Consider the following 13,832-nt stretch of genomic DNA (forward strand, 5'->3'; position numbering starts at 1 on the left):
TTATTTCTCACCGACTACATCGGATTTGCTACTTTTACCTGTAAATAATGAATCCAACGCCAAAACAAAAGCTTCATCAGGCAAATAAGCGTAAACCCCATTTCCGGGATGTTCTTTATCTATACCCCGTAAAAAAAGATAATAAATACCACCAAAATGAGTTCGATAATCATAATCAGGAATACGTTGCTGTAAAAAACGATGTAACGCTAAGGTATAGAGTTGATATTGCAAGTCGTAGCGATGATCCATCATTGCATTCATCATCGCTTCTTGTGTGTAATCCTCACTCGATCCACCTAACCAATTCGATTTATAATCCACAACATAGTATTTACCTTCCCAAGAAAAAACTAAATCAATAAAGCCTTTGAGCATCCCTTCTACTTGTTGAAATTGCAAAGCAGGACAACGTTTTGATAGAGGATCAAACTGACTTATTAATTGAGTCAATTGAGCTGATGATACTTCTTTCTCAATAGGTAAATAGAATTGTAATTCATCAAGTTGTTGTGATTTTGGGATATCAGCAAGACATAATCCTTGAGAATTAAGAGGCGTATGAAACAGCGTTTCCATCCATGTAACTAAAAGAGGAGCCCACTTTTCATCAAAGCCTTGAGCTGTCAATTGTCCTTGTATCCACAGTTCATCAATAGGCTGCGAAAAATCCAACACTTCAAGCAAACTATGTAAGAATGTTCCTGCTACTGCACCACGAGGGAAATGATGAATAGAATTTTCATCAACCTCTCCTTGTTGCTTCTCACCTTTAGCATCTGTATCAAGTCCTGGTGCGATAGATTGCACCAAAGCCTCAATATCACCCAAATCAAAATGATAATTACGATTTGAATGCTGATAGGTTAATCCTGAATAACTCGTTATACGCCAATTATCATGGATCTGACGTTTAAATATAGCGGCTTCAAGTTTTGTTTCTGCCATTAATTGAGGCTGATAGCGATGTACTGATATGTTATCAAGCGTTGTTACACTGATATTATCATCTAATAAAGCGTGAATTGATTGATGTAATAATTCACTATCGCCTTCTTCACCTTGCTGTAATAAATACCCTAAAGCATTTTTATGCAGATCAGTAAGCCCTGATTTACGTTTAGTCCCTTTAACAAGAGGAGCAACACCAACATAACAGCAGAATTTAGATCGTGTTAATGCCACATAAAGTAAGCGTAAATCTTCAGCTAAGCGCTCTTCATCTGCTAAACGTAAGCTTTCAGGTCGGCTAAAAATATCTAATTTCGCGTGAAATTTTTCTCTGTCATGATAAAGCGCCCCTTTTTGTTCTTGGTAATTACAAGCAAAAGGTAAGCAAACAATAGGATATTCAAGGCCTTTAGATTTATGAATAGTACAAATTCGCACAAGATTTCGGTCGCTTTCCAAGCGCATTTGTTGACTTTCAGATTGCGCATCAGGATGAGAAATCTGTTGTGCTAACCAACGAATAAGGGCGTGTTCACTATCAAGTTGTAATGATGTTTCTTGTAATAATTCACCAATATGCATGATATCTGTAAGCCGGCGCTCACCATCAATACTTGCGAGTAAATTTTCCGCAATTTGATTATCCATCATGATTTTACGCAACATTGGTAAAACACCACGCTTTTGCCATAATGCATAATAATCAGCAAATTTTTCTACATAATTATTCCAGCGATGTTCATCATGATTTAGGCTATCAATTTGCTTCGCGCTAAAACCAAATAATCGGCTGGCTAAAGAGGCTCTTAAAACACGCTCTTTCTCTGGTGTTACAACCGCTTGTAGTAACCAAAGTAGATCTTTCGCTTCATTGGTTTCAAATACACTTTCACGATTGGATAAGAATACGGATTGTATTGAAAGTAAATTCAGTGCATCACGGATCAGTATCGCTTCTCTACGGCTACGCACCAGTACCATAATATCAGCAGACGTAACCGCTCTTCTTGCACCTTGCTCAATCAGCCAAGCCTGTTGCTGATCCCCTGCTGATAACCAATCACGAATTTGTGCGGCACATTGCGCTGCCATGATTTGCTCATAATTTCCCGTAGAAACACTTTCGCCTTCAGCAAGCCAAAAATTAAAAGGCGAAATCGGCTCATCATGGTAAATAAAGACCATGTCTTGGTTTTTTTCAGCCGAACTTACTTCAATAAAAGGGATATGTTCAAATAAAAATGGGGCCTTGGAACGCATAAAAAGCTTGTTAACTGCATTCACCATACCCGGCGCAGAGCGCCAGTTAGTATTTAATGTGTAGTGATGAGATGTCTGCTTTCGTGCTTGAATATAAGTAAAAATATCCGCACCACGGAAAGCATAAATTGCCTGTTTAGGATCACCAATAAACAGCAAACCACTATTTTCATGCTCACCATAAATGGCATCAAAAATACGATATTGTTGAGGATCGGTGTCTTGGAATTCATCGATCATTGCAACTGGATAACGTTCACGAATAGCTTGCGCTAAAGCCTCGCCACTTTCACGTTTTAACGCTCTGTCTAGACGTGTTAATAAATCATCAAATCCCATTTCACCACGACGCATCTTTTCATTTTCAATACCTTGGCGTATTTCAGGAATGGCGTTGGCAAGAATAACATCTCGCAGAGTTAGGCTCTGCTTTGTTAATCGTTCAATTTCAATAAAAAGAATATGCTCTGGTGCTGGGCCTTTCGTTGCCTTTTCATTCAGCGTTTCTTGAGAAAAACGAACCAAACAATCAGGTAATTGATAGCTTTTCGTTTCTAATGTTGATGCCCACAGAGTAATTTCTTCAATCCATTTAGGTAAGAAACGACTGCTATAACTACGTTTATCAACACCTGAAGCGGTTATCCATGCTTCAACTTCATGATGATGTTCATGCCAACGAGTTTTCACCTTGTTAATTGCTTCAATAACCGCTTGATGACGCTCTTTGACTGATTCATTTTCACTGTCTAATGCCACACCCTCGATTTCAGGCATTTCACCTTGTAAATAAGGCTGTATTTCATAAAGTAGCTGTTCAGGACCAGACCAAATCTGGCTTACTGCATTAGCAACATCATAAGAAAGTGGATAACAATGACGGCGCCAAAAGTCAGCACATACCCGTTTTTTAAGCTCATATTCATCTTGGATCAAGACTTGTTCAAACAAGACTCCTGATTCAAATGCATTGTTTGCCAACATACGCTGGCAAAATCCATGAATAGTATAAATAGCCGCTTCATCCATTTGTCGTTCTGCTTCTAACAACCACTGTGCAGCCAGCTCTTTATTCGGGATTTGTTTAAGTAATTCGTGGTAAGCGTTATCACTACTTTCAACATCATGACGGATACAGGCAAGTCTTAGTTCATGGATATTTTTACGAATGCGGGCTCGTAATTCATCTGTCGCCGCATCCGTAAATGTCACAACTAAAATCTCTTCAACACTGAGAGGGCGGTAGAATGCAGACTCTCCGCCTAATCCAAGAAGCAACCGTAAATACAACAACCCTATTGTATAAGTTTTCCCTGTTCCTGCTGACGCCTCGATGAGGCGTCTTTGGTACAGAGGGAGTGTATACGGGTTTAATGGCTGTGCCTGTATCACTTCACTCACTCTTTAATTTCCTCAATAGGTAAGGTTTTTTGTAATTCACTTACCGTAGCATAACGTTTCCATTGTTTATTTTCGGCGTAATCAGCATCTTTGCCATCTTTACCAATAATTTGAGAAACAAAAATAAATCCGTTTGGTTTTATAATTGCTTTTTCATAAAACTCAATAGCTTGTTTTAACGTTATTTTATTAAGCTCAGCTAAGAATTTTTCACGTCCATCATATTTTAAGTTATTACGATGGAAGTCATTTCGATAAAGAGAAACTTCTTCATAGAATGTTTGAGGTGGCTGTTTAACTTCGGTAATAATCGCTTGTTTATACTGATTAAAATCAGCCTCTTTCATTTTTTTCAAACGCTCGTAAGCTTGTTGATAAAATGCGTTATAGCGCTCATTTAAATAAACAGGTGGTTTTGCATTACTTTGCAGTAAAAAGCCGATACCTGATTGCTCACCCATAGTAGCTTGATAAGCAAATACAGCATAACCAAGTTGCTCTTCTGTTCTTAATTGATCATAGAACCAAGGTTTGATAATAGACGATAACACTGAAGAAATTGCCTGACCTTCAAGGCGGCTATAACCCGTTGGGATATAAAGCTCACCTAATGCGTTATCTGTGCTCTTCGATTTATTTTGGAATTCAACTGCATTTAATTTATTGAATACTAATGTTTCACCGATCCAATATTCTGTGCCTTGATTACCTAATAATTCGTGTGCAGATTTAGCAATATTGCGGCTTTGCTCTGGCGTTAAGTTACCAATAATCAGCGCTTGAAGTGCCGCGTTTTTAATGACTTCACGGCGATTATCAATAATATCTTGCAGTGTAATTGACTCTAATGCTTTGAGTTTGTCAGCTTCTTCATAGTACGGGATCGTATTTAATCGACGAGCTGGTAGCATAGCTGCTTCAAATGCTTTTAAGTTATGGGTCACTTCAAGTTGTTCACGATACCAAGATTTAGCTTGATCTAGCTCTTCTTGAGTTGACTCAAAACCCATATAGCTTTTCAGTGTCGCATTAACAAGTTCTGGTAAATGTTGCGTATAACCATTCATTGAAAAATCAATACCTTGTCCTGATGTAGATGAGATATTCATTCCCGCAACAGAAGCTTGGTAAGATAATTCACTTAATGCTAGACCTGCAAGATAGTCTGTTAAAGTTTGTGTCACTTGTTGCTTAACAGTGATATCCGATTTTTTATTCACCAAACTTAATGTCACACTCGCTTTCGGTTCATCAGAAAAATAGTGTGATGGCATATAGAACAGACGAGCACTTTTATCCTGCCACAACAATTGTGGTTTGATGATTTTACTGTCCGCATCAATCAGTGAAAGATTATCAGGGATGTAAGGGTTAAGTGCTGGCAATGATAATGAAATATCATCTGATAATGTTTGCCATGTTTTTAATTGCTTATCTGTGATTTTATCAACCTGATAAGGCGCGTTAACAAAGTAAGCTTGTTTGTTAGAAGGTTCATTAGGACTTATTACCCAAATACGAGCCTTCTCTGGTGTCAGTGAATCAAGACGTGAAAGGATAGCTGAAGGCTCATAATTATCAGCGATATAGTCTGCATTAAGGATATTTTTGACTGGATAACGCAGCATCATATCCGAAATGCCTTCTATGTAATTCATATCTCTTACAATAGAGCCATAACGGAATGAGAGATCCAATACATTCGCAATTTCATCAAAGTAACGCTGACTGATACCTTCTGTTTGAATTAAACGAATGTACGAAAAGATAGCGGAAATCACTTTGTCTTTTTGCGCTAACCCTTTATCGGTTAACGAAACATAAATGGTAAACGAGCCTTGGTTACGATCAATATAGGGCTCTGAGAACGCACTAATATTTTCGGCTAAACCTTGGTCTTGTAACCATGTTGCTAAAGTGCCTGAACTACGATTACCAATTAAATAGCCAATGTATTCGTCCGTTTTACTGCGAAAATCAGCAACGTTGTTATCTATACCAAACTCAATTTGTAAAGTCTTTTGCGGTTGAGCCGGTACTAAGTGGATCATTAACCCTTTTTCTTTATCCGTCATAGCAGGTACAGTGGTGACAGGCACATCTGCCTTTTTATTCGGGATACGAGCGAAAGTGTCTGCGGCTAATTTAGATAATTCATCAAGTGACTTATTACTGTAAATTACCCCATTCATTAAGTTGCCAGAATAGTGCGTTTGATAAAATTTAATTAATTCATCTTGTAATTTACTGTTTGGCTTATCACTCAGCGTTTCTAAATTTCCGCCCATAAAACGGGAACTTGGATGAGCAGGGTTTAAGGTTTCTGCCCTGACTTGCCAAAAACGCATACCATCGCGCGCGCGCGCCATAGTTAATTCTGCATTAACAGCATTACGTTCACGATCTGCATTTTTAGGATCAAGTAAAGGTTCAGCTAAAGCATCAGCAAGTCGATCAACCGCTTCATTAATGGCACTATTTTCCACTTCTAAATAGAATGCAGTACGATAAGTCGTTGTACTCGCATTATGAGAGCCACCATTCTTTTGTAAGAACTCAGACATGCTGCCTGATTGAGGATATTTCACCGATCCCATTAACACCATATGTTCTAAATAGTGCGCAAGACCTTGCTGACTATCAGGATCTTCTAATGCGCCAACAGGTAGCGCAACTGCCGTTAATGATTTAACTGCTTTTTCATCAGAAACCAGTAATACTGTCATTTCATTAGGTAGTTTAATCGCTTGATATTGCCGTGGATCGCTCTCACTTTTTTCAATGCTATCAGGCAATACTTGCCAGAGTGGATCAGCGGCAAAGCTGTTGATACTCACTAGCATCAATAGCAACATGATCCATAGTTGCGAGCAGTACTTTCTCATCTGATATGAGCTCCCTTATTTTTTCAGAAATGGAATTATTGGTTTAAATATTGTTAATGCCGTCTGTTTGACCGTTTGTAAAAAAGGCTCGTCTAATTGAGAGAAAGCACGCTGAACATACATATCACTCATTTCACCATCTCGATTATAGCTATCCGTTAAATGTTGCATCAGTACTAATTCTGCTTTCTCAAGTGTCTCTTCATCATCAAGTAAAAACTCTTGTGATTTTTTATCATAGCAAGCTTGTAACCAAGCCCAGCCACTTTTCGCAAATAGCGCTAATGGGCTGTTTAACCCTTGTTTATAGTCACTGATTAACTTGTCTAACGTTGAATAGGCAAATTCAGGATCAACTGGTAATAAACACCATTGAGTCTCTTTTCTGCCGTAAAACCGACTCTCACCCGTTCCCTGTTTCAAACAATAAACTAGGTGCTCAATCCACAGCTGCAATAAGTCATTAGCGGTTAAGCTGGCAGGTCGCCAACGTAATAAACCATCAGCTTGTACCTCATTTAAACGACCAATCAATGGCATTGCACTAAAGCTTTGCTCTAATGTGACAGAATGTGTAGCTAATCGTTCACTTCTTATCTTTTCAGCTAAAGGAAGTAACTCTTCTATTTGCTGCTCCCAATAAATTTGACCAAATGCACTTGCAGGAAGTTGACCTGCTGCTTTGATACGCTCAAACAAAGCTTCTGTTGAAGTTTGATCAATCAATGCTTTTAATAACCATTGATTCAATAGATAACGTTGAAGAGCATTTATCACAAATGGCTCTTCTTCGGGTAATTCTGTTTCTTCAATAACAAAGTTTATTTTTAATCTTTGTTGGAAGAATGCACGAATAGGATGACGATAAAAACGTGCAAGCGCATCAACAGAGACTTGATCTATTGTGTCATCATCGTTTAGTGGCTCGGTAAAAGTTTGATGAACCATTCCCTGCCCACTGGCAGCAGGCAGCCATTCAGAGGCATAAGAACGAAAGAAAGCGCCTATTTGGAAATTTTCTTGAGCAAAAGGAACACGGCTATGTTGTGTTAATAGATGCTGATTTATACGAGCCGCACTGTCATCGACATTGAGTTCATCATCCTCCGGTAAACGGAAATTTTGCCCAATATAATCTTGTAACTCTTTGATTAAAACTGATGGATTGCATTCTCGATCGTCACGTATCGATTTTCCGATATAGCTGATATAAAGGTATTTTTCAGCTGAGCTAAGCGCTTCAAGGAATAAATAGCGGTCATCATCACGACGTTTTCTATCACCACGACGGCGTTTTTCCGCCATTAAATCAAATCCTAACGGCTGAATATTACGAGGATAAATACCATCGTTCATACCTAATAAACACACTGCTTTAAAGGGAATGGAGCGCATAGGCATTAGTGTACAGAAATTAATGCTGCCAGCTAAAAAACGCTGACTAATTTTTTCATCATCGAACCGTACTGTTAATTCATCCCGAATAAGGACTAGCGGAATTTCATTTTGATATTGCGCTTTCAATCCATTTTCAATCACTTTTTGCCATTGTTGGATAATAAGCACTAAAACTAATTCCGTTTCCTCATCAGACTCAAAAAAGGCATCAACTAATTGTTGTCCAACTTCTAGCCATGATTCTAATGAACGAGTTTCACTTAAACGTGTACGCCAATCACTTAATGTATAAAGAAAATCAGCGAGATGCCCTGCAAGCTCCGCAACTAATCCACTGGATTCATCATAAGGAAGCACACCTTTCCAAGGACCATTTTCACTTTCCATCGCATAACCAAGCAACATGCGCAGTAAGCCAAACTCCCATGTATTTTTGCCCGTGATTGGCAATAAGAATGAAGCCACATTCTCATCATCTAATCCCCAGCGTATGCCTGACTCATCAACCCAACGACGTAGTAGTTTTAGTTCATTTTCAAAAATAGAAAAATGCCCTGCTAAAGCAGGGACTTCAAGCAGTGCCAACACTTGTTCAGCGGTAAAACGACTTTGAGGAAGTTCTAGCAACGTAATAAAAGCCTGTAATACAGGGTGCGCTTGACGCGCTTTTCTATCTGAAATAGCAAAAGGAAGATAACGTTCTGAAGGTGCATTACCAAACACTGCTTGAATATAAGGTGTATAGCTATCGATATCCGCAACCATCACAATAATATCGCGCGGTAACAATTCAGGATCTTGTTCTAATAAATACAGTAATTGGTCTTGCAGTACTTCGACTTCGCGCTGTGGGCTATGGCTTGCATGGAAAGTCAGTGAGTGATCATCTGGTGAAATCACTCGTTTATTTTCACTACACTCATAAGTTTCAAGTGTTGTACCTAATTGCGAAAAATCTTCTAAATCAAGAATATCTGCTTGTAATTGATGAAGTAAATTATCTCTTGGGATCTCAACAAACGCATCTAACACATCGGTATATTCAAGTTCAGAGAGGAAATAAAGATTATCTTTACCTAGTTTTCCCCATGATGCTAATAGCGGATTACCGATGTTTTGCTCGCCCTCATCATTAAATAACGAAGAAGCATTTTTTTCATCTTTAAACCAAGGCGATTCATGCAATTGCTTATAATGGCGTGGCTTTCTGCTATTAAGACGAGAAAGAAATTTAGGATCTTGAATATCTCCCCAATAGTAACGGCAAGGATTAGTAAAGAGTAAATAGATCTCAGTATGACGCCCTATCGCTTGTAATGCCTGCAAATAAACTTGAGGTAGAGCCGAAATCCCACAAATAAAAATACGAGGTGGAAAACAGTGTTGAAGCTCCCCTTCTTTTGCATTATTTAAAGTCGAAATAAATTGCTGATAAAGGTTAGAACGGTGCCATTGAGGCTGATTAAGATCTTTTGTGTATTGCTGTAATGCTACCCACAATATTTTTTGCCAGCGTTGATTTTCACTCAACCCTTCGATTAACTCATCATTTTCCCACGAAGCTAACCAATCTGAACGATAAACTAAATATTGGTCAAATAAGTCAGCTACACGTCCTGCTAACTGGTGAAGTTTACGTTTATCTTCATCATCATCAAGGTAATGCAGTAAGGGTTTAAATTCTTCATTAGGCAAAAATTCAGGAAGTAATGCCATTAATTTCCATGTCATCGCATCTTTAGAAAAAGCGCTTTCTTTAGGTATACCTGATAATACCCGAGTAAACATTTCCCAAATAAAGGTTGCTGGTAATGGATAACGGATATTAGCAGCAATACCCAAGCTTTCGGCAAGCTGGATTTGCAACCATTGAGACATTCCAGGGCTTTGTACAAGGATCACTTCTTGTTCAAAAGGAGAAGAAAGTGGCCTAGTCTGCATAAAGTGCACCATAAGTGACTTTAGTAATGACAACTGATTTGAGTGATATATATGAAACATCAGATCCTCATCTTATTAATAGCATGACCAGTAATACAGCCTTATTTCGGGTAATACATTATTGGCAACATAACCTTCTATTTGCTGACAACCTTCAGACTGTAAAAGTGAGCGTGTCATTATTTTGGGGTTAGATGCGAAATAATCAGGTGATTTATCAGACATTTGTTCAAATAAAACAAAAAGTTCCTGCCCTGACTGCTGAATTTGAATTAGCTGCTGAAAATCAGCTTTTAATGATTGACTATACGCTATAATAGCGACAAAACTAATATTAAAAAACAGCAATATAAACATTGTATTAAGTAATATAGAACCACTTTCTGATTTATTTTGAATATTATCTATAACACACACTCCTTATGCACTAATGGGCAATAATCTAGCCATCCGCTTGGATGAATAGTTATTGTTCTATTTTTATCCTTTAAGATACTAACCCATTGGTAATGATATATTTTATAACCTTTTAAGCTTTCTGCTTGTCCTTGAAGTAAGCCCTTATCTAGAGAGAGCAAAAATAGGCAGCTTTTTATTTTAGGATTTGCATGAAAAGTATGACATTGCCATTTATTTAATCGAGTTGATGAAAGATCCCAATTAAGTGCAATCCCCCACTGCAATGCAGATTCAGCAAATAAAAAAGCCTGTCGTGCTTGTAACTCTTGCATCACTATTTGTTGAGACTGCCTGTAATGATAAGCAAAGTTTCCAAGTACAGATAAACTCATCACAACAAAACCCATTACCATCAATAAACTTGCAAACCCCTGTTCATCTTTTCTATATGTAAAATCGGTATTCATAACAAGGTCACATTCCTTAAACGCATGATATTTTGATAATGCGACTTCACTTTATGATTTTGTTTTAAATGAAATTTTAAAGAAACTGAAAGATAAAAAAGAGACATCCCTTTTATTAAATGGGGCTTTGAATAAGAACGCAAAGTAAATTCAGTCACCTCAATTTCATTACTCTCAAAAAAACGTTGCCATCCTGAAGAGGCGCAATCTTTGACTCCTCTTCGTTGTTCTAGTTGTCCATTTTTAAGACGGTATCCAAAATAATCACTCTCTTTTGAAGAAGGCGGTTCCCATTTGCCATTGCTGTTTATGTCGTAAGCAAAAATAACGCAGGAGTTTTTCTCTTGAAGGGGGTATTGTCCTATCTTTAAAGAAGACTCAGCCAAGCCGTTTGGCTTCAACGTATTAACACAACTGTCATAACAATACCCTGTGCGTCTTAATTGTGCTTCTAACACCAATAACCGTTCTCTTAAAAAAATATCTAACTGGTATTGTTGGTAAGAATAGATCAGTGTGTTCATTATTTGAGGATAAGCCCGACTGATACATAGAAATAAAACCCCACTTATCGCGATAGCAAAAAGGCATTCCATCAACATCATGCCAGACGAAAATGAAATTCCAGATCGTTTCAACATGATGGAAATGCCTTCATGCTCTGACTACATGCTCTTATTCTGCCTAATGATGAAATAATAATTTTCACTTCGCCTTCTACACTGTGAAGAACAAAGCTCATGGGTTTTAACGTTTGACGAATTCCACCAAACGTAAAGTTTGAAACTGTTGATTGCTTAAGTTGAATGCCTGAAGCTAATTGAAAAATATCTTGTTGCTCTGATAAATGGCGAGAATGAAGAGGAGTCGCAATTATTTTATTATTTGGTGATAACAAAAGCGTAATTTTAATTCTTACATTAAATAATAGAGCTTGTTGTTGCTGATAAGAAAGAAAAGCAATGGTTTCACGCACGCTATGCAGTAACTGACGCTGGTAAGTAAAATGCTGATAAGCAGGAATTGATAAATAGCTTAAAATAGAAACTATCATAATCACAACCAATATTTCAAGTAAGCTTATACCAAATTCGCCCTCTTGCTGATGTGCCCTACTTAGGCTTATATCCATGTTATTGTTCATTTATTTCTCCTTTTAACCTACTGCGAGAATGCAGACAAAACATTTAAAGGTAAATAAAGGAAAGTGTTTTTTTCGAACAACAACGCAATAACCGTATTTTCAGAATAAATACAAAATAAGGGTAAAAATGAAAAAAGCCCCTGTTTATTGCTAAACAGAGGCCTTTAAAGCAAGGAATAAATTAAACTGTAAATGGATATTTTATTGCTTCATGGCATTGATAACCTTCAACAGTAAAATCATCCGTTGTTACCCAAGTTTCAATATCTTCCAACGTTTTGATTTTTGGATTGATATGTAATGTTGGTAACGGTAATGGCTCTCTTTTTAACTGCACATCACGCATTAGAGGTAATTGATTTTCATAGATATGTGCATTGATTATCTTATGAAATGCTTTACCCGGCTTATGCCCTGTAATTTGAGCCACCAGCGCCAATAAAACAAAGCACTGAATTTGGTTGAAATTCAAACCTAGCGGCACATCACAACTGCGCTGATAAGAGGTTAAATAAAGCGTATCACCCACAAGTGAAAAGGTATGCGTATGCATACAAGGGCGTAAACAACCCAGTTCCGTTTCACCCGGATTATAGAACGTTACGATTTCACCACGATCATCGATACCTTTAGTCAGGTCATCTACCACTTTACGTAATTGATCAAAATGAGAACCATCAGGGCGTTGCCATTGACGTCCTTGAACGCCATAAACACGCCCCATATCGTCTTCGCCTTTACGATGAGGGTTATTTAACCATGCACCATTTTCATTTGCATTGGCATTCCATGTATTGCAACCAATTTCACGAAATTGAGCGGCATTGTCATAGCCACGTAAATACCCTAACAGTTCTGCAATGGCCGCTTTATAAAAACTTTTTCGTGTTGTTATCAGCGGAAATTGGTTATTCGCAACATCATATTCCAGATCGGCATTAATCACCGTTAAACAACGGGTTCCTGTCCGTTTATTATCAATCCATTGCCCTTCATCGATAATGCGTTGACACAATGCCAGATACTGCTTCATGTTGTCTCTCTTGTTAATTAGCTAATAATAAAAAATTTATCTCACACTATTTGTGAGCAGATGTTGGGTTTTGTGCCGTTTTTTTATCTTGACGATAAGCCCATACCATAAAAATAATACCCAACAGAATCATTGGAATTGAAAGTATTTGCCCCATACTCACACCACCAAATAATCCTAGTTGTGCGTCTGGTTGACGGAAGAATTCAACAATAATACGGAATGCGCCATAACCAATCAGGAATAGACCTGACACACTTCCGACAGGACGACTTTTACGCACAAAAATATTCAGAATAATAAATAACACCACGCCTTCTAACAGCATTTCATAAAGCTGAGAGGGATGACGAGGTAAAACACCATATTCTTGAATAATAGGCAGTAACGTTGTTGGATCTTGAGCAACAAGCTGGAGATCCGCAGAACGCGAGGTTGGGAATAAGAACGCCCAAGGCGTATCTAATGTGACACGTCCCCATAATTCGCCATTGATAAAGTTACCAATACGGCCTAGCCCTAATCCAAATGGAATTAACGGTGCAACAAAGTCTGCCACTTGGAAAAATTTACGTTTAGTGCGTTTAGCAAACCAAATCATGGCACAAATGACCCCAATTAAACCGCCATGGAACGACATTCCGCCATCCCACACTTTAAAGAGGTAAAGAGGATCATTTAAAAAGACAGGTAGGTTATAAAATAAAACATAACCTAAACGACCACCGATAAATACCCCCACAAAACCGACATAAAGTAATGTTTCAACTTCATTTTTATTCCAACCACTATTCGGTTTTGCAGCTCGGCGATTTGCAAGCCATAAGGCAAAGACAAACCCAACTAAATACATCATACCGTACCAGTGTAGTGACACAGGCCCGATAGAGAACATAACGGGATCAATCTCTGGAAATTTAAGGTAGCTTATACTCATTATTCCCTACTTCACT

The 13,832-nt window shown here is 38.0% G+C and carries 9 protein-coding genes; 1 reads left to right on the forward strand and 8 read right to left on the reverse strand.

All coding sequences use genetic code 11. The features are described 5' to 3' along the window. From recB to recC, 3 genes are read right to left on the reverse strand one after another with little or no spacing between them, the layout of a single operon-like run. The gene (recB, locus tag ACNARN_RS11385; protein ID WP_416304472.1) at window positions 1-3,612 is read right to left on the reverse strand and encodes an exodeoxyribonuclease V subunit beta; all 3,612 of its coding nucleotides are present in this window, start codon (window positions 3,610-3,612) and stop codon (window positions 1-3) included. Beyond that, window positions 3,609-6,497 (reverse strand): pitrilysin, encoded by a 2,889-nt coding sequence (ptrA, locus tag ACNARN_RS11390; protein ID WP_416304473.1) that lies wholly within the window; start codon window positions 6,495-6,497, stop codon window positions 3,609-3,611. Before ptrA ends, recB begins: the two co-directional genes overlap by 4 nt. Before the next feature lie 15 nt (window positions 6,498-6,512). Further along, window positions 6,513-9,896, reverse strand: a complete 3,384-nt coding sequence (recC, locus tag ACNARN_RS11395; RefSeq protein WP_368927786.1) for an exodeoxyribonuclease V subunit gamma — start codon at window positions 9,894-9,896, stop codon at window positions 6,513-6,515. A gap of 134 nt (window positions 9,897-10,030) precedes the next feature. On the opposite strand from recC, the gene ACNARN_RS11400 reads away from it, so the two are divergent. Then, a complete protein-coding gene (locus ACNARN_RS11400) occupies window positions 10,031-10,153 on the forward strand; it encodes a hypothetical protein (RefSeq protein ID WP_269812639.1) in 123 nt (40 codons plus the stop codon). 87 nt (window positions 10,154-10,240) lie between these two features. Here ACNARN_RS11400 and ACNARN_RS11405 read toward each other — a convergent pair whose 3' ends face one another. The 5 genes from ACNARN_RS11405 to lgt form a co-directional block, all read right to left on the reverse strand. Next, the gene (locus ACNARN_RS11405) at window positions 10,241-10,702 is read right to left on the reverse strand and encodes a DUF2509 family protein (protein ID WP_349442845.1); all 462 of its coding nucleotides are present in this window, start codon (window positions 10,700-10,702) and stop codon (window positions 10,241-10,243) included. Next, window positions 10,699-11,343, reverse strand: a complete 645-nt coding sequence (locus tag ACNARN_RS11410; RefSeq protein ID WP_198626197.1) for a prepilin peptidase-dependent protein — start codon at window positions 11,341-11,343, stop codon at window positions 10,699-10,701. Before ACNARN_RS11410 ends, ACNARN_RS11405 begins: the two co-directional genes overlap by 4 nt. Further along, window positions 11,337-11,846 (reverse strand): potassium:proton antiporter, encoded by a 510-nt coding sequence (locus ACNARN_RS11415; protein WP_416304474.1) that lies wholly within the window; start codon window positions 11,844-11,846, stop codon window positions 11,337-11,339. The genes ACNARN_RS11410 and ACNARN_RS11415 overlap by 7 nt, the downstream gene beginning before the upstream one ends. A 181-nt stretch (window positions 11,847-12,027) precedes the next feature. Continuing rightward, window positions 12,028-12,879 (reverse strand): thymidylate synthase, encoded by an 852-nt coding sequence (locus tag ACNARN_RS11420; RefSeq protein ID WP_198626198.1) that lies wholly within the window; start codon window positions 12,877-12,879, stop codon window positions 12,028-12,030. A 46-nt stretch (window positions 12,880-12,925) separates the two neighbouring features. Then, window positions 12,926-13,816, reverse strand: a complete 891-nt coding sequence (lgt, locus tag ACNARN_RS11425) for a prolipoprotein diacylglyceryl transferase (RefSeq protein ID WP_109373089.1) — start codon at window positions 13,814-13,816, stop codon at window positions 12,926-12,928. Between the last annotated feature and the right edge of the window lie 16 nt (window positions 13,817-13,832).

The organism is Proteus sp. TSJ240517, assembly GCF_047921575.1.
Classification (GTDB): domain Bacteria; phylum Pseudomonadota; class Gammaproteobacteria; order Enterobacterales; family Enterobacteriaceae; genus Proteus.

Excerpts from the sequence above, each read along its gene's own strand:
- ACNARN_RS11415 (WP_416304474.1), bottom strand. The coding sequence starts at position 11,846 with ATGAACAATAACATGGATATAAGCCTAAGTAGGGCACATCAGCAAGAG.
- ACNARN_RS11410 (WP_198626197.1), bottom strand. The coding sequence starts at position 11,343 with ATGTTGAAACGATCTGGAATTTCATTTTCGTCTGGCATGATGTTGATG.
- ACNARN_RS11400 (WP_269812639.1), top strand. The coding sequence starts at position 10,031 with ATGCGAAATAATCAGGTGATTTATCAGACATTTGTTCAAATAAAACAA.
- recC (WP_368927786.1), bottom strand. The coding sequence starts at position 9,896 with ATGTTTCATATATATCACTCAAATCAGTTGTCATTACTAAAGTCACTT.
- lgt (WP_109373089.1), bottom strand. The coding sequence starts at position 13,816 with ATGAGTATAAGCTACCTTAAATTTCCAGAGATTGATCCCGTTATGTTC.
- ACNARN_RS11420 (WP_198626198.1), bottom strand. The coding sequence starts at position 12,879 with ATGAAGCAGTATCTGGCATTGTGTCAACGCATTATCGATGAAGGGCAA.
- ptrA (WP_416304473.1), bottom strand. The coding sequence starts at position 6,497 with ATGAGAAAGTACTGCTCGCAACTATGGATCATGTTGCTATTGATGCTA.
- ACNARN_RS11405 (WP_349442845.1), bottom strand. The coding sequence starts at position 10,702 with ATGAATACCGATTTTACATATAGAAAAGATGAACAGGGGTTTGCAAGT.